Annotated in this window: 22 protein-coding genes; 5 read left to right on the top strand and 17 right to left on the bottom strand. The window is 61.7% G+C overall.

The window, feature by feature from the left end; translation table 11 throughout:
• Positions 1-96 precede the first annotated feature (96 nt).
• The gene (locus tag NKI97_RS03760) at positions 97-693 is read left to right on the top strand and encodes a DUF922 domain-containing protein (RefSeq protein ID WP_352449029.1); all 597 of its coding nucleotides are present in this window, start codon (positions 97-99) and stop codon (positions 691-693) included.
• A 30-nt stretch (positions 694-723) separates the two neighbouring features.
• Here the strand turns inward: NKI97_RS03760 and NKI97_RS03765 are convergent, their stop codons facing one another.
• The 5 genes from NKI97_RS03765 to NKI97_RS03785 form a co-directional block, all read right to left on the bottom strand.
• Complete coding sequence (locus NKI97_RS03765; RefSeq protein WP_352449028.1) at positions 724-1,761, bottom strand: endonuclease/exonuclease/phosphatase family protein; 1,038 nt, start codon at positions 1,759-1,761, stop codon at positions 724-726.
• Between the two features lie 80 nt (positions 1,762-1,841).
• Positions 1,842-3,344 (bottom strand): AMP nucleosidase, encoded by a 1,503-nt coding sequence (locus NKI97_RS03770; protein WP_023677804.1) that lies wholly within the window; start codon positions 3,342-3,344, stop codon positions 1,842-1,844.
• A gap of 80 nt (positions 3,345-3,424) precedes the next feature.
• The gene (locus NKI97_RS03775; RefSeq protein ID WP_352449027.1) at positions 3,425-3,619 is read right to left on the bottom strand and encodes a hypothetical protein; all 195 of its coding nucleotides are present in this window, start codon (positions 3,617-3,619) and stop codon (positions 3,425-3,427) included.
• A 41-nt stretch (positions 3,620-3,660) separates the two neighbouring features.
• Entirely contained in the window at positions 3,661-3,813 is a 153-nt protein-coding gene (locus tag NKI97_RS03780) for a hypothetical protein (protein ID WP_023677802.1), read from the bottom strand.
• A 210-nt stretch (positions 3,814-4,023) separates the two neighbouring features.
• Positions 4,024-4,368: a DUF2147 domain-containing protein gene (locus NKI97_RS03785; protein WP_023677801.1), complete on the bottom strand. Its 345-nt coding sequence runs from the start codon at positions 4,366-4,368 to the stop codon at positions 4,024-4,026.
• Between the two features lie 459 nt (positions 4,369-4,827).
• Here NKI97_RS03785 and NKI97_RS03790 point away from each other — a divergent pair, with 459 nt between their 5' ends.
• Together NKI97_RS03790 and NKI97_RS03795 are read left to right on the top strand one after the other, a co-directional pair.
• A complete protein-coding gene (locus NKI97_RS03790; RefSeq protein WP_010915070.1) occupies positions 4,828-5,094 on the top strand; it encodes an SEL1-like repeat protein in 267 nt (88 codons plus the stop codon).
• Between the two features lie 379 nt (positions 5,095-5,473).
• A complete protein-coding gene (locus NKI97_RS03795; protein WP_352449026.1) occupies positions 5,474-6,595 on the top strand; it encodes a branched-chain amino acid ABC transporter substrate-binding protein in 1,122 nt (373 codons plus the stop codon).
• Positions 6,596-6,693: 98 nt separating this feature from the next.
• Here the strand turns inward: NKI97_RS03795 and NKI97_RS03800 are convergent, their stop codons facing one another.
• The 11 genes from NKI97_RS03800 to NKI97_RS03850 all read right to left on the bottom strand — a co-directional run bounded on the left by NKI97_RS03800 (position 6,694) and on the right by NKI97_RS03850 (position 15,411).
• Positions 6,694-8,682: an acetyl/propionyl/methylcrotonyl-CoA carboxylase subunit alpha gene (locus NKI97_RS03800; RefSeq protein WP_352832771.1), complete on the bottom strand. Its 1,989-nt coding sequence runs from the start codon at positions 8,680-8,682 to the stop codon at positions 6,694-6,696.
• A 111-nt stretch (positions 8,683-8,793) separates the two neighbouring features.
• Positions 8,794-9,168, bottom strand: a complete 375-nt coding sequence (locus NKI97_RS03805; RefSeq protein WP_023677798.1) for a hypothetical protein — start codon at positions 9,166-9,168, stop codon at positions 8,794-8,796.
• 43 nt (positions 9,169-9,211) lie between these two features.
• A complete protein-coding gene (locus NKI97_RS03810; protein ID WP_352449024.1) occupies positions 9,212-9,592 on the bottom strand; it encodes a hypothetical protein in 381 nt (126 codons plus the stop codon).
• A 29-nt stretch (positions 9,593-9,621) separates the two neighbouring features.
• On the bottom strand, positions 9,622-9,996 hold the full coding sequence (locus NKI97_RS03815; RefSeq protein ID WP_352449216.1) for a hypothetical protein: 375 nt from the start codon (positions 9,994-9,996) through the stop codon (positions 9,622-9,624).
• 115 nt (positions 9,997-10,111) lie between these two features.
• Positions 10,112-10,642 (bottom strand): O-acetyl-ADP-ribose deacetylase, encoded by a 531-nt coding sequence (locus NKI97_RS03820; protein ID WP_352449023.1) that lies wholly within the window; start codon positions 10,640-10,642, stop codon positions 10,112-10,114.
• 1 nt (position 10,643) lies between these two features.
• A complete protein-coding gene (locus NKI97_RS03825; RefSeq protein WP_352745066.1) occupies positions 10,644-12,251 on the bottom strand; it encodes a carboxyl transferase domain-containing protein in 1,608 nt (535 codons plus the stop codon).
• Between the two features lie 4 nt (positions 12,252-12,255).
• On the bottom strand, positions 12,256-12,639 hold the full coding sequence (locus NKI97_RS03830; RefSeq protein WP_023677795.1) for a type II toxin-antitoxin system VapC family toxin: 384 nt from the start codon (positions 12,637-12,639) through the stop codon (positions 12,256-12,258).
• Positions 12,636-13,028: an AbrB/MazE/SpoVT family DNA-binding domain-containing protein gene (locus NKI97_RS03835; protein WP_352449021.1), complete on the bottom strand. Its 393-nt coding sequence runs from the start codon at positions 13,026-13,028 to the stop codon at positions 12,636-12,638. The genes NKI97_RS03830 and NKI97_RS03835 overlap by 4 nt, the downstream gene beginning before the upstream one ends.
• A gap of 82 nt (positions 13,029-13,110) precedes the next feature.
• A complete protein-coding gene (locus NKI97_RS03840) occupies positions 13,111-14,274 on the bottom strand; it encodes an isovaleryl-CoA dehydrogenase (protein WP_352449020.1) in 1,164 nt (387 codons plus the stop codon).
• A 48-nt stretch (positions 14,275-14,322) separates the two neighbouring features.
• Positions 14,323-14,985, bottom strand: a complete 663-nt coding sequence (locus NKI97_RS03845) for a TetR/AcrR family transcriptional regulator (RefSeq protein ID WP_352449019.1) — start codon at positions 14,983-14,985, stop codon at positions 14,323-14,325.
• Between the two features lie 147 nt (positions 14,986-15,132).
• Positions 15,133-15,411, bottom strand: coding sequence for an acylphosphatase (locus NKI97_RS03850; RefSeq protein ID WP_352449018.1), 279 nt, complete (start codon positions 15,409-15,411; stop codon positions 15,133-15,135).
• Between the two features lie 197 nt (positions 15,412-15,608).
• On the opposite strand from NKI97_RS03850, the gene NKI97_RS03855 reads away from it, so the two are divergent.
• Positions 15,609-16,109 (top strand): MarR family winged helix-turn-helix transcriptional regulator, encoded by a 501-nt coding sequence (locus NKI97_RS03855; protein WP_352832774.1) that lies wholly within the window; start codon positions 15,609-15,611, stop codon positions 16,107-16,109.
• Positions 16,110-16,141: 32 nt separating this feature from the next.
• Here NKI97_RS03855 and NKI97_RS03860 read toward each other — a convergent pair whose 3' ends face one another.
• On the bottom strand, positions 16,142-17,248 hold the full coding sequence (locus tag NKI97_RS03860) for a pyridoxal phosphate-dependent aminotransferase (RefSeq protein WP_352449016.1): 1,107 nt from the start codon (positions 17,246-17,248) through the stop codon (positions 16,142-16,144).
• A 120-nt stretch (positions 17,249-17,368) separates the two neighbouring features.
• Between NKI97_RS03860 and NKI97_RS03865 the strand changes: the two genes are divergently transcribed.
• The gene (locus NKI97_RS03865) at positions 17,369-19,021 is read left to right on the top strand and encodes a tetratricopeptide repeat-containing sulfotransferase family protein (RefSeq protein WP_352449015.1); all 1,653 of its coding nucleotides are present in this window, start codon (positions 17,369-17,371) and stop codon (positions 19,019-19,021) included.
• The last annotated feature ends 35 nt before the right edge of the window (positions 19,022-19,056 follow it).

Raw genomic sequence — 19,056 nt, forward strand, 5'->3', positions numbered from 1 at the left:
CCGGACTAAACAAGATGAGGAGCAGCGCAACCGTAGGATTGTTGAATAAACCGCCTGCCTGTGTTTCCTTTCTGCGGCGACAGGGAGGAAGGAAAAATGCGCCTGGCAGTTCTGACGAGCGTTGTGGCGATCGGGGCATTGTGCGCCCCTGCAGCCTTGGCCGGCACTAAGGTGCTGGTCAAGACACGAACTTACAGCATTGCCGGAACCACCGGCGCGGCCCTGATCGAGGCCATGGATCGCAGTGGGCCGAAGCACGGCTTCATGACCCACGCCATCGCGCAGACCGGCTACAGCGTCGATGATTGGACCTTCGACGCCCATCGGGAAAACGGCGTCTGCCGCCTGCGCCAGGCCAACGGGACGCTCAATCTCTTCTATACCTATCCCAAACTAGTCTCAGCCACGTCGCCTGCGCTGCAGAAGCGCTGGAAGCGGTTCTTCGCTGGCGTCCGCGCCCATGAAGAGAGCCATGGCCGCATCGCCAGACAGATGATGCGGGCCACCGAAAAGTCGGTTCGAGGGCTGACAGTCGGTGATGACCCGCACTGTTTCGAGGCACGTCGCGAGGCAAAGCGCCGGATCAATGCCATCTATGCCGAATACGAGGCAAAGCAGATCGCCTTCGATGCGCACGAGCATCGCGACGGCGGCCCTGTCGAGCACCTCATCCGCGCTTTTGTGGGCCAGTAATAAGCCAGGTCGAGATTGGACTGCCGATTTTCAGCTTCGCGTCCCGCCAGGCAGCGCCGCAAGCGCGGTCGCCGTCTGGTGCTCGTCGAGCGGCTTTTGTTCATCCGACCGTAGCGAAAACTCCACCAGCACCGGCAGATGGTCTGAGCCGGTGTCCTCAAGGGTCGACGCCGAACGGATAACGATGGCACCCTTGCTGAAAACCTGGTCGATCGGCAGTCCGGCGAAGCGCAGGAAATCCGGCAGCCTTCTGTAGAGCCAGGTCGGCCCGACCGATGGCATTACAGTCAGCTTGCCAAGCGATGCGACGCGTCGGACGGCGGCGCTCCATGGCGCTGCGTTGCAGTCGCCTGCCAGGATCGACGTCTCGCCAAGCGAGGCGATTTCGTCAGACAACCCTCCAATCTGCCGTGATTGGTTGTGCGGCCATGGCCAGGTGAGGTGGATGGCGGCGACATCGACGTCGGTTCCGCCGAAATCGACCGTGGCGATCGCCATCGCGCCGCGGCTGTCGCAGTGCGGCTCCGTGCCTATGGCAAACGGTCGTCTGGACAGCAGCGCAACGCCGAACACGCCATTGGGATATGGGCAGAGGATCCGGTGGGGATAGGCGCCGGATAGCGGCCCAAGCTTTGCCTTCCACATCTCGGACACCTCGTCGAGGGTGATCACATCAGGCTGGGTCCGGCCGATCAGCGACAGCACCTTCTCAGGCGTTGGATTGTTGAACCTGAGGTTCATCTGCAGCAGGCGGTAGACTGGCTCGTCACCGGGTTTGGCTTCGTAGGCGGCCTGCACCTGCCATAGCCGCGAAAGCGGCAAGGCATTCGACGTGGTGGCAAAGGAGGCTATCGCAAACAGCAATGCGGCCGCGGCCTGCAGGCGAAACGAGGTGGCGAGCAGCGGCAGCGCGCAAAGCGCCATCAGCACCGAAAAATGGACGCGGAAATGAGCAAAGGAATCGAGGGCCGGATGCAGCGATCCGAAGGACCCGGCCACCAGAGCGGCCGAGAGTGCAAGCATTGCGACGAATGCCAGCGCAACCGTCATGTCCCGAACACGTGCCATCGCTTTGTCTATCGGCAGAAGTGCGGCTCAATCAAGATGACGAAATGTCCTGACCTGGACAGACACATGCGATTCGGCATTTACTGGAAGGCAGTTTCCGAAAAGCTCCTGAGTTTGCGCGAATGCAGTCGGTCCATCGGCATTTCAGCCAGCTTCTCCATCGCCCTGATGCCGATGGTCAGGTGCTGCGCTACTTGCCGCTTGTAGAACTCGGTCGCCATGCCCGGCAACTTCAATTCGCCATGCAGCGGCTTGTCGGATACGCAAAGCAGCGTGCCATAGGGCACCCGGAAGCGGAAGCCGTTGGCGGCGATCGTCGCCGATTCCATGTCGAGCGCGATCGCCCGCGACTGCGACAGCCGCTGGACCGGCCCGCGCTGGTCGCGCAGCTCCCAATTGCGGTTGTCGATAGTGGCGACGGTGCCAGTGCGCATGATGCGCTTGAGATCATATCCGGAAAGCCCGGTGACCTCGGCGACCGCTTCCTGCAGAGCCACCTGGATTTCGGCTAGCGGCGGGATCGGCACCCAGACCGGAAGATCGTCGTCGAGGACATGGTCTTCTCGTACATAGGCATGGGCCAGCACATAATCCCCGAGCGCCTGCGTGTTGCGCAGGCCGGCGCAATGGCCGAGCATCACCCAGGCATGCGGCCGGAGCACCGCAATATGGTCAGTGATCGTCTTGGCGTTGGAAGGCCCAACGCCGATATTGACCATGGTGATGCCGCCATGATTCGGCTTCTTCAGATGATAGGCCGGCATCTGCGGCAGGCGAGGGGGCGCAGCACCCTCACCGGGCGCACCGTCCCCTGCTTTGGTCACGATGTTGCCCGGCTCGACGAACTCGACATATCCGTCACCGCCATTGGCCATCAATTCGCGTGCACGGGCGACGAATTCGTCGATGTAGAACTGGTAGTTGGTGAACAGCACGAAGTTCTGGAAATGCTGGGGACTGGTCGCCGTATAATGCGACATCCGGTGCAGCGAATAGTCGATCCGTTGCGCGGTGAACGGCGCCAGCGGCCGTGCCTCGCCCAATGCCACTTCGAACGTGCCGTTGGCGATCTGGTCGTCGGTGCCGTCGAGATCCGGCACGTCGAACAGGTCACGGATCGGCCGTTTGATGCGCTCGGCAGCAGTGCCGTCGACATGCGTGCCTTCGAGGAAGGCGAAATGCAGCGGGATGGGAGTGGTCGATTCCGAAACCGTGACGGGAACGCCGTGGTTGCGCATGATCAGCCGAAGCTGTTCGGTGAGGTAGCTTTCGAAAAGAGCAGGCTGGGTGACGGTGGTTGAGAAATGCCCCGGCGTCGGCATGTGGCCATAGGCCTGCCGCGAGTCGATTTGCGTGAAGGAACTCGTGGTGACGCCGATCTCCGGATAGAAAGCCCGGTAGCGTTTGTTGTTGTCGCCGCCCGCGGCGAGCGCGGCAAATGAATCGCGCAGGAACTTGGTGTTGCGGTCGTAAAGCACCTGTAGGGCCGCGACGGCCTTCTTGGCGTCGTTGAAGCTCTGCCGGCCAAACGGCTCCGGCGTGACCACCGATTCAATGGCTTGGGGATAGATTCGCTTTTCCATGACCCAATATAGAGAGTTGGACGCGCGGTTGGGAGGGGGTAAGGCGGCCTCAATACGCGCTGTCGGCGTTTTTCGGTCTGCTAACCGCGCTGCAGGCTAACCAGCAGCACAAAGCCGAGGCCTGACTTCCTCAACGCAGGCGCCTCGATCGTCGAGCCGGCATTGGTGCGCATCGTCGGCACGGCCAGTACCGGTACCGAAAGAACAGTCACGATGAGCGCCGCGCGCGGCAGCAGCCGAAGCGTCTTGAGGGTGTTGGCGGCGAGGCGGTTCATTGGCGTTTTGCTTTTCTCTAAAGGTTCAGCTCTTTGTCGTTTCAGTGGTGAAGATGGTTCAAGCAACCGAGTCGGCAGGAACTGGCGACGTCCCAGGAGCGGGACGGCCGGCCGGCTTCGGCGACAAGGACGGCGAACAACATGCCGAACAGGCTCATCAGCAGGCAGACGATGGTGAAGCGGCGGGCAAGCATTGCGCGGTGTCTCCTTCAACACGCATGACAATGCCTTGCCCCGGCTGAACCGGCTCTGATCCCGGCGTTCATCTGCGGTTCAAAAATGGCTGATGATCTCTGAGAGGGTCCGCTTTGAGTGCAGCGACCCATGGCGACGCCATGGCTGCGAGACCGATAACATGAAAACGGGGCCGACTGGCCCCGCTCACCCCGGCAGGAAGGGCACGATCAGAGCTTGTGCCAGGTCTGGCTCTTGCAGATCAGCCCGCCGAGCACGCAGCCGCTCATCTTGAGCGAACTGCCGGAAAGCGAAGCCTTGCCCGAATAGGTCTTGTCGGTTTCCGGGTCGGTTATGGTGCCGGCATATTTGTTGTCGCCGGCAACCTTCAGTGAACCGATGTTCTTGCCGGCAAATTTGCCGGATTTGAGCGTAATCGAAAATGCCCCGCCGCCACCCGAAATGGCGGCAGTCGATCCGGCTTGCGTTTTCCAATTGCCTTCGATCGGATCGGCCCATGCCGCGCCGGTCATCATTATTGCGGCCGCGAGGGCCAGGCTCACTTGTCGAAACATGTCTTTCCTCCCTCAGGTAAGTCCAATCGGGCTCCGTCCCGGGTGTCTGCCCCTTACGCAAACGTAAGCTAGTCCAGCTCCTGGAAAAACAAAAGCGGTGCCGCGACGGAAGGGTTGCGGGTTTTTGCCCGCTCCCGAACGGCCGCGCCGGCGAAAAATGAAACGGGCCGCACACGTCTTTGTCTTCTGTGGTTAGCGGAGTCTTGATCCGCGCCTCGCAAGTTTTCTTCAAATCTTGTGCAAACCGGCGCGATTGCTGGCTTTGTATCCTTAACGAATTTTCGCGTTTACCTCTTGTTTTAGCTTTGTTTTCCTCAAATTAAGCACGCCATTTAACGACGGATTCAAGCCTCCGGGGCATTCTCGAAAGCATCGAAAGAGCGGCCGCCCCCGACGGTAATCAAGGACACCGAGGGACAGACGGAGACAGCTCTCGGGAGCCAGAACAGGGGATTTGAAATGGCACGTTTTGAAATGCTTGAAGCCGGCTTCGGCGCCATGGGGGCAACTGCCCAGGCCGATATTCTTTTCGAGTTGGGCATGATGTATGCGACTGGCCGCGATTGCGAGACCGATGTCGTCGCCGCCCACAAATGGTTCAACATCGCCGCGATCAAGGGTTCGGCCCGCGCCGCGGAACTGCGCTCCGAATTGTCTGCCGCCATGTCGAAGGTCGAGATCGCCAAGGCGCTGCGCGAAGCTCGCGAATGGATGACGATGCACTGAATTCGCCGGCATCGACTTCACAAGGGTACTGACCTCACAACAGGGACGCTTCGGGTCAAGGCCGCGCAGAGGGCCGGGCTCGAAAAATCAAGGCGGCGCAAGACGGCTGAGCCAACAAGATCAAGAACACGGCGGCAAGCTGTGCAATAGACAGGGAAGGCGAGCGGGTCCTGGCGCCGATGCGTTGGGAAGCTCATGGCAAAAGCCGCGACCGGCCGGAACAAGGCTGGCGCGGCTTTGTCTTTGGGACTGCGTATTGCAGGCCCAATCGAGTGCCGACGATGCGTCTAGACAGCCCCGGTGAAGGATGAAATTCTCCCGCCACTCTGGAAGAGGCGCGGCCGGGATGGTCGCGCGAGAATGGAGGAGTTGTGTCACCATGAAGAAATTCAGTATTTTGAGCGCAGCCATATTTGGCCTGATGATGACCGCGCCGGTCGCCTTCGCCGACGACATCACCTTTTCGGTGGTCGGACCGATGACCGGTCAGCTTGCCACCATCGGCGATCAGTTCAAGCAGGGCGCGCAAGCCGCCGCCGACGCGATCAACGCGGCGGGCGGCGTCGACGGCCGCCAGATCAAGCTCGACATCGAGGACGACCAGTGCGATCCGAAGCAGGCGGTTTCGGTCGCCAACCGCATCATCGCCAATGGTGTCAAGTTCATCGATGGCCACGCCTGCTCGGGCTCCAGCATCCCGGCCTCCGCCGTCTACGCCGAAGCCGGTGCGCTTATGATGAGTCCGGCTTCCTCGAACCCGGTACTAACCGACGCAGCGGCGAAGGCCGGCTGGCCGACGATCATGCGCCTCTATACGCGCGACGATGCGCAGGGCGCTTTCATCGGTCCATGGATCGCCAAGAAATATGCCGGCAAGAACGTCGTCATCATGCACGACAAGAGCGCCTATGGGCAGGGTGTGGCCGATGCCGTCAAGGCAACGATGAACCAGAACGGTCTCAAAGAGATCCTCTACGAGGGCATCAACGCCGGCGAGAAGGACTATTCCGCTCTTGTTACCAAGCTCAAGGAGCTGAAAGCCGACGTCGTCTATTTCGGCGGCTATCACCCCGAAGCCGGCCTGATCCTGCGCCAGTCGGCGGAGCAGAACCTCAAGTTCCAGTTGATCATGCCGGACTCGATCGCTTCGCCGGAATTCTGGCAGGTTGCCGGTCCGGCCGGCGAAGGCACCATGTTCGTCTTCCCGTCGGACCCGCAGGCGAAGCCCGAAGCCAAGGAAGCCATCGCCAAGATCAAGGCCGGCGGCTTCGTGCCGGAGGGCTTCACGCTGTTTTCCTATGCGGTGATCCAGGCCTTCGCCGAAGGCATCAAACGCGCCGGCAGCGACGATCCGGCAAGAGTCGCCGAAGCGTTAAAGAACGGTCAGCCGATCAGCACGGTTGTCGGCTCGGTCACCTTCGACGAGAAGGGCGACCTCAAGAACGCGAGCTACGACATCAACCAGTGGCATGACGGCAAATACGCGCCGATCCAGCCGTGATGGCCGCGGCGCCGTAAGACGCGCTGCTGTAATCGAACATGGCCGGGGTCAAACCCGGCCATATTGTTTTTGGCGACGCCTTTGTCACGCGTTCGAGATCACTTCGTGGATAGGGAAACAGCAGTCAACTGAGATTCCTCGGCAAAGCGAACCAGCACGGTGCCGTCGGTTACCTGCGCGCCTTCGGCAGCAATCTCGGCGATAACCCCGTCATGGGCCGCGGCAATGGTGTGCTCCATCTTCATCGCCTCCAGGATCAGCAGCGGCTGGCCCTTGATCACGGACTCGCCTTTGGCTGCACGCACCAATTTGACCAGGCCGGGCATTGGAGCGCGCAGGCTGACGGAAGCGGCGGCGGCTTCGTCGGCTCGGGCCAGCGGATCCGGCACGGCAAAACCGTAGCCGATTGCACCATCGAAGACCGTGACGTGGCCCGGCCAGCGGGCGAGGCGAGGCGCCGCGCGGAGATCCCGCGAATTGACGCTGTCATAGGGCGCATCCAGCGCCACCTCGAACCGCCCGTCCGGCCGCACCGACACGCGCGCGCCGATCTCCTGCTCGCCAAACTTCAGCAGGGTGCTCCGCGCTACAGCGTGGAAATGCGCATAGCCGGCCAGTGACGACCAGGGATCGTCCGAGGACGGCAAGTCGCGCGCACCGGACGCGGCAAGTGCCGCGGCGGCAATCGTCTCACCGCTCGGCGGCGGAACCGCCGTCAACGCCTGCTGGTGCCTGGCGATCAGGCCGGTATCGACATCGCCCGCCGCAAAATCCGCATCAGCGGCCAGCGCGGCAAGAAAGCCAGTGTTGACCGTCGAGCCGGCGATTTCGGTCTGCGACAGTGCCGCGCCAAGCGCTGTGAGCGCCGTCCGTCTGTCCTTGCCATGAACGATCAGCTTGGCGATCATCGGATCGTAGAACGGCGAAATCGCATCGCCAGCGCGTACACCGGTTTCGACGCGCATGGTCGCACCCTCCGGTGCCGGCTGCGGAAATTTCAAATGGTGCAAGGTGCCGGTCGCCGGCAAAAACCCTCTTGCCGCGTCCTCGGCATAGATGCGCGCCTCGAAGGCGTGGCCGGAGAGCGCGATCTCGCTCTGCGTCTTCGGCAGTTTTTCGCCGGCGGCTACCCGCAACTGCCACTCGACCAGGTCGATGCCGGTAACCATTTCGGTGACGGGGTGCTCGACCTGCAGACGGGTGTTCATTTCCATGAACCAGAAACGGTCGGCCTTCAGACCTTGCGAGGCATCGACGATGAACTCGATGGTACCGGCGCCGGAATAGTGGATTGCCTTGGCGGCTTTCACCGCCGCCTCCGTCATCGCCTTGCGCAGTGCCGGCGTCATGCCGGGGGCAGGGGCTTCCTCGATCACCTTCTGATGGCGGCGCTGCGCCGAGCAGTCGCGTTCGTGAAGATGCACGGCGTTGCCGAAATTGTCACCAAACACCTGCACTTCGATGTGGCGCGGCTTGTCGACATATTTTTCAACCAAGACGCGGTCATCACCGAACGCGGCTTTCGCCTCGCGCCGCGCGCCCGACAGTGCTTCAGAAAAATCATCGGGATGCTCGACACGCCGCATGCCCTTGCCGCCGCCGCCGGCGCGCGCCTTGATCAGGACGGGGTAGCCTATCTCGCGCGCCTTGGAGGCGAGCAACACGATCTCCTGCGCTTCGCCATGGTAGCCCGGAACGACAGGCACGCCGGCCTTTTCCATCAGCCGCTTGGCGGCGTCCTTCAGTCCCATGGCACGGATCGAGGCCGCCGACGGCCCAATGAAGATCAGCCCAGCCGCCGCGACCTGGTCGACGAATTCGGGGTTTTCCGAAAGAAAGCCGTAGCCCGGATGGATGGCCTCGGCACCTGTGGCCAAGGCCGCCGCGATGATCTTGTCGCCGCGCAGATAGCTTTCGTTGGCGGGAGAGGCGCCGATATGCACCGCTTCGTCGGCCATTTCGACATGCAAGGCGCGATCGTCGGCGTCGGAATAGACGGCGACGCTGCGCACACCCATCCTGCGTGCCGTGCGGATCACCCGGCAGGCGATCTCGCCACGGTTGGCGATCAGGATCTTGGCGAACATCGGGCCTCCACAGGCAGAGCTGCCGCCAACGGCGCGAATTCTCGTCACGCGAACTGCGGCAATGCCCTGCTTTGTAGTCTGGCGGTCAAAGGGTAGGCAAGCGAGGCCTGCCTACTTTGAGGCCGCGATTTCGCAAGCTCCCCCGGTCGTGACCCTGTAACGGTCGCGGGTGACCTGGCAGGATTTCATCGCCATATCCTCGGCAGCCTTTTGCGAGGGCGCATTCAAGCGCGAGCCGCACAGGATGTACAACGAACGCACCCGGGAATACGGAGTGGTCGCATAAGCTGAATGGCCGCTGGCCGCCACATAGGCCTTATATGCCTTGGTGCATGGCCGATCCGCGGTCGCCGGAAAATACGGGTAGAAGCGGACGTCGCCCTTGCTTCCAGCCAGCGATTCCGCCGCGCCGACATTGGGGCTCGAGATTAGAAGCAACCCGGTTATCAGCGAGAAGACTGCTTGTTTGACGCTTATAGATTTCATCTTTCCCACCCATTGAATACGTCGAAGGCCGACGAGTGTCGGTCTATTTGGAGGCAGCTATGGCGCAGGCCCCTGCAGTCGTGACCTTGTACTTGCTGCGCGCGGACTGGCAGGATTTCAACGCCAGCGCCTCCGCAGCCTTCTGGGATGTTGCATTCAGATAAGCACCGCAAATAGTGAATTCGGTTGCCCAGTTGAATGGCGTCATCGCATAGGCCGAGTGACCGCCAGCCGCCACATAGTCCTTGTAATTCTGGCCGCAGCCTCCGATTGTACCCGGCGCAAAATAGACCGGAAAGCGGCTGTCGCCCTTGCTTCCAGCCAGCGATTCGGCGGCGCCGACATTCGGTGCAGAAGCCACAAGCAGTGCAAGCACCGACATGGTTGCTCGCTTGATTGATAAAGATTTCATTGCCAAACCCATTTAAACCCCAAACACTGAAATATATTCGCCTACTTGGAGGCAGCGATTTCGCAGCCGCCGCCTGTTGTAACTCTGTAACTGCTGCGGGCGGCCTGACAGGATTTCAACGCCAATTCTTCGGCAGCTTGCTGTGACGGTGCATTCAAGCGCGAGCCGCAGATGATGTACAGAAAACGCACCCGGGAATACGGAGTGGTTGCATAGGCTGAATGGCCGCCGGCCGCTACATAGGCCTTGTAGGCCCTGGTACACGGATCCTTCGGGCTCTGCGGCAAATAGGGATAGAAACGTGTCTCGCCCTTGCTTCCCGCCAGCGACTCCGCCGCACTGATGCCAGGCGTCGCTAATATAAGCAACGCCGCAAGTATATGCCCAGTTGTTCTCTGAAAAACCCGCCGCCTCATCTTCGCCCAATCCCCATTGGTATTTGCGATGATCAATAGCCGTTATTCTTTCGTCTGGCCAGATCGAGAAGCAAAAAATAGTCTGGAGATGTGGTGGGTTGTCGCCCGCGCAGGGTCACACCCTGCCGAGTGCAGCAACTACCCGCTGATACAGTTCGGTCGTCGGCTCGTCGAAGCAGCAGAAAATGACGGTTTCCGGAACGATGTTCTGGCCGATGAAGGCGCTCACGGTCCCGACAGCAATTTGCGTCGCCTGATCCTTCGGATAGCGGTAGGCCCCGGTCGAGATCGCAGGAAACGCCACCGTCCGGCAGTCCTTTGCGGCGGCGATTTCGAGCGACCGGCGATAGCAGGAGGCGAGCAGTTCGGCTTCTCCTTTGCTGCCACCTTGCCAGACCGGCCCGACCGTATGAATGACGTAGCGCGCGGGCAGCCTGTAGCCCTTGGTGATTTTTGCGTCTCCGACCTTGCAGCCATGCAAGGTCCGGCATTCTGCCACAAGCTCGGGGCCGGCCGCGCGGTGGATAGCGCCGTCGACGCCGCCGCCTCCGAGAAGAGAGGTGTTGGCGGCGTTGACGATGGCATCGACCGCCAGCTTCGTGATGTCGCCGGTTTGAATGCGAATCCTCTGGCCGATTTCGCTCATCTCACATCCTGAACACGCCGAATTTTGTCTCCTCGATCTCGGCGTTGAGCGCGGCCGAAAGGCTGAGCGCCAGCACCTCGCGGGTCTTGGCCGGGTCGATGATGCCGTCGTCCCAGAGCCTTGCCGACGAATAGAGCGGGTGTCCCTCGTGCTCGTACTTCATCAGGATCGGCTTCTTGAATTTCGCTTCCTCCTCGGCGCTCCATTCCCCGCCCTTGCGCTCGATGCCTTCGCGCTTGACCACGGCAAGCACCGTTGCCGCCTGCTCGCCGCCCATCACCGAAATGCGGGCATTCGGCCACATCCACAGGAAGCGTGGCGAATAGGCGCGTCCGCACATGCCGTAATTGCCGGCACCGAACGAGCCGCCGATGATCACGGTCACCTTCGGCACCTTGGCCGTTGCGACCGCCATGACCAGCTTGGCGCCGTCCTTGGCGATGCCGCCGGCCTCGTATTTTCGCCCGACCATGAAGCCGGTGATGTTCTGCAGGAAAATCAGCGGGATCTTGCGCTGGCAGCACAGCTCGATGAAGTGCGCGCCCTTCAGCGCGCTTTCCGAAAACAGCACGCCATTGTTGGCGACGATGCCGACCGGCATGCCGCTGAGATGGGCGAAACCGGTGACCAGCGTGGTGCCATAATTCTGCTTGAACTCATCGAACTCGGAACCGTCGACGGTGCGGGCGATTACCTCGCGCACGTCGTAGGGCTGGCGCAGATCCGTCGGCACGATGCCGTAGAGTTCATGTGGATCGTGAAGCGGCGGAATCGATTTCTGTAAGGCAAGGCTTACAGTCTTGTTCCGATTCAGGTTTTTGACGATACGCCGGCATATGGCCAGCGCATGCTCGTCGTCGAGCGCATAGTGGTCGGCAACGCCGGAAAGCCTTGTGTGCACGTCGGCGCCACCGAGGTCCTCGGCGGTGACGTCCTCGCCGGTGGCCGCCTTCACCAGCGGCGGCCCGCCGAGAAAGATGGTCGCCTGGTTGCGCACCATGATTGTCTCGTCCGACATCGCAGGCACATAGGCGCCGCCGGCCGTGCACGAACCCATGACGCAGGCGATCTGCGGAATGCCGGCGGCCGACATGTTGGCCTGGTTGTAGAAGATGCGGCCGAAATGATCGCGGTCGGGAAACACCTCGTCCTGGTTGGGCAGATTGGCGCCGCCGCTGTCGACCAGATAGACGCAAGGCAGATTGTTCTGCAATGCGATCTCCTGTGCACGCAGATGCTTCTTCACCGTCAGTGGATAATAGGTGCCGCCCTTCACCGTGGCGTCATTGACGACGACCATCACTTCGGTGCCTTCGACGCGGCCGATGCCGGCGATGAGGCCGGCCGAAGGGATGTCCTCGCCATACATCGACCATGCCGCGAACTGGCCGATTTCGAGGAAGGGCGAGCCTGTATCGAGCAATTGGGCTAGGCGTTGCCGCGGCAGGAGCTTGCCGCGGGAGACGTGCCGCTCATGCGCCTCTTCCGAGCCACCGCGCTCGATGGCGGCGGCTTTTTCAGCAATATCGGCGACCAGCGCCCGCATGCGCTCGGCATTGGTGCGGAAGAAATCGGAGGCGGACGACATCTGAGAGGTGAGGGGGGCCATGGCGCTACCGGATCAGCTCGATCTTGCAGCCGACATCGAGGTCGCCCCAATCGCGATCAGCGGTGACGGCAATGGCATTCTCGCGAATTGCCAGCGCCAGGCAAGCCCGATCGCCCAGCGACAAGCCGCGATGCCGCGTCAATTGGCGAAGCTGCCCGGCGGCGATGCCCATCGCGTCGTCGAAAACGGCGATCGGCATGCCGAGACTGGCGAGGTCGTCCGCGGCCTGTTCCATGCTGCGTCCCTTGTCGATCAGCTTGGCGATGATTTCGGCCGCATTGACTGAACTGCATTGTGCGTCCGGCGCGAACCCCAAAGCATTGTCGGTGCCTTGCTCGTTGAGCAGGATTGCGAGCGCCGCCGAACTGTCCATGACGTAGGGCTTCATTTCGTCCGCTTTCCCGTTGTCCCTTCGGCGTGAAGCCGGTCGAGACGCTTGTCGCTTCGACGCTGCTCTTCCCGTCGCTCTTTCAGAAATTCGTCGACGACGCTTTCACCGGGCTGTTTCAACGCTGACAATTCGGCCTGGACGCGTCGCAGATTCTGCAGCCACGATCTTACCCGCAGCTCGCCGTTTTCGACATGAAGGATCATGTCCTCGCCAGGCTTCACGCCCATCTCCTCGCGCATCGCGGCAGGAATGACGAAGCGCCCGCCCTCGCCAAGCTTGACACGCTCGCGTTTCGCCGGAGCACGAAGCTGTGGTTGGCGAGCGCCGGCATCGAACCGTGCCTGCGGATCTTCGTCAAATCCGGACTTTCCCGTTTTGCCAGCCATGGTCCGTCTCGCCCGTGTTGTGGCACATATTCCGAAGTGTGCCACATCGTGCGGCTTCTGGCAAAATCTCAAAAAGACGCCATCAGGCGCCCTCCACCATGATTTCCCGCCCGATCAGCCAGCGACGGATTTCGCTGGTGCCGGCGCCGATCTCGTAGAGCTTGGCGTCGCGCAAAAGCCGGCCGGTCGGGTAGTCGTTGATGTAGCCGTTGCCGCCCAAAAGCTGGATGGCGTCGAGCGCCATCAGCGTTGCCTTTTCGGCGGCGAAGAGAATACAGCCGGCAGCATCCTTGCGGGCCGTCTCACCGCGATCGCAAGCGGCGGCCACGGCATAGACGTAGGCGCGCGCCGCGTTCATCGTCGCATACATGTCGGCTAGCTTGCCTTGCACCAGCTGGAACTCGCCGATCGGCTGGCCGAACTGCCTGCGTTCGTGCACGTAAGGGATCGCCACGTCGAGGCACGCAGCCATCAGCCCGATCGGGCCGCCGGCCAGCACGGCGCGTTCGTAGTCGAGGCCCGACATCAGCACCTCGACGCCGCGCCCTTCCTCGTGCAGCACATTGTCGAACGGCACTTCGACATCCTCGAACACCAGCTCGCCGGTGTTCGAGCCGCGCATGCCAAGCTTGTCGAGCTTTTGCGCCACGGAAAAACCGGCAAAAGCCTTTTCGACGATGAAAGCGGTGATGCCGCGCGAATTGAGTTCCGGATCGGTCTTGGCGTAGACGACCAGCGTCTCGGCGTCCGGCCCGTTGGTGATCCACATTTTGGTGCCGTTCAGCACATAGCGATCGTTGCGCTTTTCGGCGCGCAGGCGCAGCGACACCACATCGGAGCCGGCACCCGATTCCGACATCGCCAGTGCGCCGACTTTTTCGCCGCTGCAGAGCGAAGGCAGATACTTTTCCTTCTGCGCCTGCGTTGCCCAGCGGTTGATCTGGTTGACGCAGAGGTTGGAATGGGCGCCGTAGGAGAGGCCGACCGAGGCCGAGGCGCGCGAAATCTCCTCCATCGCCACGACATGGGCGAGGTAGCCCATGCCGCTGCCGCCGAAATCGGGATCGGCGGTGATGCCGAGCAGGCCGAGCCCGCCGAGCTCCGCCCACAGATGTGCCGGGAATTCGTTCGAGCGGTCGATCTCGGCGGCGATCGGTGCGATCTTTTCCTGGGCGAAGCGCCGCACCAGGTCGCGCAGCGCCTCGATGTCTTCGTCAAGCCCGAAGTTGAGCGTATGCGTGTACATGCCGTTCCTCCCGGCGCACGACCGCGAAAATCGGGATCATGCGCGAAATCAAAGTGCTGCAGCGTCCGTTGCGCGCTCGAATGGACGCACGGCGCCGTGGCTCGTCCTCGCGCCATCGCTCTTTGCTCCAACAAGGCGCATTGTCATTGCTAGATATGTAGCGGTGACTTCGGCGATCGACAGCCGTTCGCCCGGCCGGAACCAGACGATGACGCCGGTCATCATCTGGATCAGCGCCATGGCGGTGAGCCCGGTGTCTTCGATGCTGAATAACCCCGCTTCGACGCCGTCGCGCAGGATGGCGCGCAGCTCCTTCTCGTAGGCCGTGCGCATGCGCAGGATCTGCGTGAGTTTTTCATGCGACAGGCTGCGCAGCTCCATGTTCGAGACATGGGTGGAGTGGCGGCGTTCGATATGGAAAGCGATGTGGTTTTCCACATAAGCGGCAAGCCGCGCTGCCGGATCGGCACCGACAGGGCGTGTTGCGCGCCACGCCTCGATCAAGCCTTCCATATGCTCATGCATCAGCACGAACAGAAGATCCTGCTTGGTCGGGAAGTAGCGGTACAGCGCCGCTGCCTGGACGCCGACCTCGGCCGCCAGCTGGCGCATCGACATCGCCTCGTAGCCGAGACGCGCAATCAGGCTGACCGCCGCCTCGCGGACCGCAGCTTCGGTCTTCTCTCCGTCGGAACCGGTCGTACGCGCCATGACAAGCCGCCTTTTCGCGGACAATAAAACAAACGTTCAATTAATTCAAGGACCGAGGCATGTCCGGGCAGGGTGGCTTCAGATTTGCTCTATCTGCGCCCTGGAGAATTTTGTGCGATGGAAGCGAATGAGCAGGATCATGCCTTGCTAGGCAACAATCCTGAAACCCGCGGACATATCGCGAACCTCGATCTCCTCGACGTCGACCTTCGAAACCGCTGCCCCCGGCGGCCCTTGCCAAAGCCGTTCGATCATTGTCGAGACCGCCGCACCGGTCCCTGCGATCAAGGCTGTCACCGAGCCGTCAACTTCGTTGCGCACCCACCCGGCAAGGCCAAGCGCCGACGCCTCGCGCCGCGCCCAGACCCGGTAGCTGACGCCTTGCACCTTGCCGTATATGCGTACCTGCACCGTACGATCGGTCATCGCGCTCTCCATCCTCTGAGTCGAACCTGGCGCATCGCCGTGCAAATTCAACCGCGCAACGTGCATCGAAGGTCTCTCTCCGGTCGCTATCGGCCAGCTTCACGTGCGAGATAGGCGGCGTCTCCATTAATGATTGACTAAGTCAAATAATAGGCGATCATGGCCCTGACGGAGCGGTCCGTCAGAAGGAGGTCGACATGCCGGCCGATCGGAATGCCCTTGTCGCGGAGATACGTGGCTTCAATCGCTTCTACACGCGCCTGATCGGGCTGCTCAACCTGACCTTCACGCACAGCGCCTATACGCTGGGCGAGGCGCGGCTGCTGTTCGAATTGGGCGGCCGATCCCGCGCTATCGCCAATAGCGGCGGTGAGGCAGGGTTTCTTGCACGGGCGTTCCACCTCGATCTCCGGCCGGCGGCCTCCGAAATCGCTGCCGAACTCCGGCTCGATCCGGCCTATGTCACACGCGTCCTGAGGAGGTTCGCCGCCGCTGGCCTGACCGAGACACGCTCTGACCCAGCCGATCGGCGCAGACGTATCCTGTCGCTGACCGCTCGCGGAAGTGCTGAGCTCGCCAGGCTTCAGGCTGCGGCGGATCGCGACCTCGCCCGGCTGACGGCCGGCCTCGCCGATGACGCGGCTGCCGAATTATCGGACACCTTGAAGCGCGTCATGCGCCTGCTCGGGGAGAAATAGCGGGCAGCACTGGAATCCCGGCGTTGCGCTCTTCAGTTCCCCCGCGCTGCCGCCAGTGCGCCAGGCAGTTCCTCGGCAAAGATGTCGAGCTCGTGGTCGAGGCCGACAGTGACCCGGATGCAGCGGTCGAGAACCGGCACCATCGGCTTGCGGATGAAGACGTCGCGTGACAACAGCGCCTGCAGCACTTTCAGTGCGAAGGCGCCGTCGCGGCCGCAGTCGATGGTGACGAAATTGGTCGCCGAAGCCAGCGGCTTCAGCCCGTTCGCTTCGGCTATTGCGGCGATACGCCCGCGGCCGGCGGCGACCCGCGCCACCACGCTATCCAGCCAGGCCTGATCGGCAAGCGCCTCGACACCGGCGATCTGCGCCATGCGGCTGACGCCATAGTGGTTGCGGATCTTCTCAAAGTCCCGAATCACCTGGGCCTCGGCCACCGCATAGCCGCAGCGTACGCCGGCCAGCCCATAGGCCTTGGAGAAGGTGCGCATGCGGATGACGTTCGGCCGCGCGACATCGATCGGCGGCAGCGCTGAGGCTGGCCCTAATTCGCCATAGGCTTCGTCGAGCACCAGCATTGTGGTCTCCGGCAAGGCTTCGATGAAGCGGCTGAGCTCGGCGGCTTCCCACCAGCTGCCCATCGGATTGTCCGGATTGGACAGGTACACCAGTGGCGCCTTTTCCCTGGCCACTGCCGCCAGCAGGCCGTCGAGGTTTTCCCGATCGTTCTCGTAGGGCACTGCGACCAGCCGGCCGCCGACGCCGGCAACATGAAAGTTGAAGGTCGGATAGGCGCCTAGCGAGGTCACCACCGCATCGCCCGGCGCCACATACATGCGCGCAACCAGGCTGAGCAGCCCGTCTATCCCTTCGCCGACGACGACGTTTTCGGCGCCGACACCGAGATGCCTAGCTACGGCTACCTTCAAATCGTGATTGTCAGGGTCGCAGTACATCCACATGTCGCCGGCAATCTCGGCCATACGGGCAACGACGCGCGGCGAAGGGCCAAAGCTGCTCTCGTTGGCGCCGATACGGGCGCGAAAGGCGCGGCCGCGGTCGCGCTCCTGCGCCTCAGGGCCGACAAACGGCACCGTGGAGGGAAGCGCGGCGATGAGCGGCGTAAGGGGAGGGCGCATGGCAAAGGCTCATTCGAAAAGGGGCCTTCTTGCTAGCCTGCCGGCTTGGCCTGCGCAAGTTCCGCGGCAGGCGGGAACGTCAGGCTGGATTCTCCCGGATCATTTTGCTAGCGAGACATCATGAGCAACCGACTGCCGCCCGCTTGGTCCAAGCACATAAAGTCCCGCCCGGCGCCGAACGTGCAACCGCCGAAAGCGAAACCGCCGTCGCGCGCGCAGGCCGACGATGCGCTGCTGCGACAGGCGTATGGCTTGCAGCAGGCCAAGCGGTTGGCCGAGGCTGAGGAACTGTGCCGTCGCGTGCTGGAGCGCACGCCCAACCATCCCTTGGCTTCGTACATCATGGGCACGCTATTCGTCGGGCTCGACGATGAAATGGCGCTGCGATATTTGGCCCGAGCCGTCGGCGAGGAGCCTCAAAACCCCTTTTATCACCTTAGTCTGGGTGAAGTTTATCTAAAAGTCAGCGAATATTCGCCCGCAATCAGGCATATTCAGCAAGCATTGAAGTTGAAGCCCGATTTGCTGGAGGCGCTTTGCGCATTGGGACGCGCTTACGTCGAATTCGACAAGGCTGACATGGCTGTCCCGGTTTACGAGAAAGCGCTCAAGATCAACCGTGATCATCCTCGCGTTCGGACAGGACTGGCCAGCGCACTCACCGGTCTCGGTCGCGTGGACGAAGCCGAAGTCTATCTGAAAGAAGCGATCGAACGTCGCATCGCGATGCCCGCTGCCTATAACGAGCTTGTGCATGCGCGCAAATTCACCGAAGAGCCGGCCGAACTTAAGTCCATTCTGCGCGAACTGGGCTACCCAAAACTTGACCCCGAAAGTGCGATGAGACTTCATCACGCAGCCGGCAAGGTGCTGAACGACCTTGGGCGCTACAAAGACGCGATAGATCATTTCAAGAAAGGCAAGCGGGCCGCAGGCTATAAGTTTGACCTGGAAGCCTATCGCCGCTGGGTCGACTCTACGATCGAACTCTTCAACCCGGACATGGTGGCTGCCAAGGCGGGTCATGGAAGCCCATCGGAAGTGCCCGTGTTTGTGTTGGGAATGCCCCGGTCGGGGACCACCCTGACCGAGCAGATTTGCGCGAGCCACCCGGATGTTCACGGCGCAGGAGAACTGAGCAAGCTAAGGCGAGCCGCAAATGCTACCGGCCTCACCAGGCTTTCGGCACGGGCTTTGGGCCAATCGATAGTGCCGATCACCCCTGACCTGTCCAAAATCCTGGCCGAGGAGCACCTGTCCTACCTTCGTGAGCGTGCGCCGACCGCACTTCGCGTCGTCGACAAAATGCCCCAGAATTTCGAACTGATCGGTCTCATAGGCCTTCTCTTTCCCAACGCGCGGATTATTCACTGTCGCCGCGACGCCATCGACAATTGCCTCTCATGTTTTTTCCTGAATTTCTCCAAGGGACACAGCTACATCGCCGACCTGCAGACGCTCGGGCTGTACTACCGTGAATACGATCGCCTGATGCGGCATTGGGACAAGGTTTTTCCAGGACGCATCTTCGAAAATCGCTACGAGACGCTGGTTGCGGATCAGGAGGCACAATCGCGCCGTCTTATCGATTATCTTGGATTGCCCTGGGACGATGCCTGCCTGCGCTTCTTCGACAAGGAGGGATCGGTCAACACGGCCAGTCGCTGGCAAGTCCGGCAGCCGATCTACAGGTCATCTGTCAAGCGCTGGAAAAACTATGAGGGCAAGATCCAGCCGCTGATCGACGCCTTGGGCGACCTAGCCGAACTTTGAACAAGGAGGGCGCCCGACAGGATAGGCCAGCCCTT

The sequence above is a fragment of the Mesorhizobium sp. M0296 genome, from assembly GCF_040321675.1.
Taxonomy (GTDB): domain Bacteria; phylum Pseudomonadota; class Alphaproteobacteria; order Rhizobiales; family Rhizobiaceae; genus Mesorhizobium.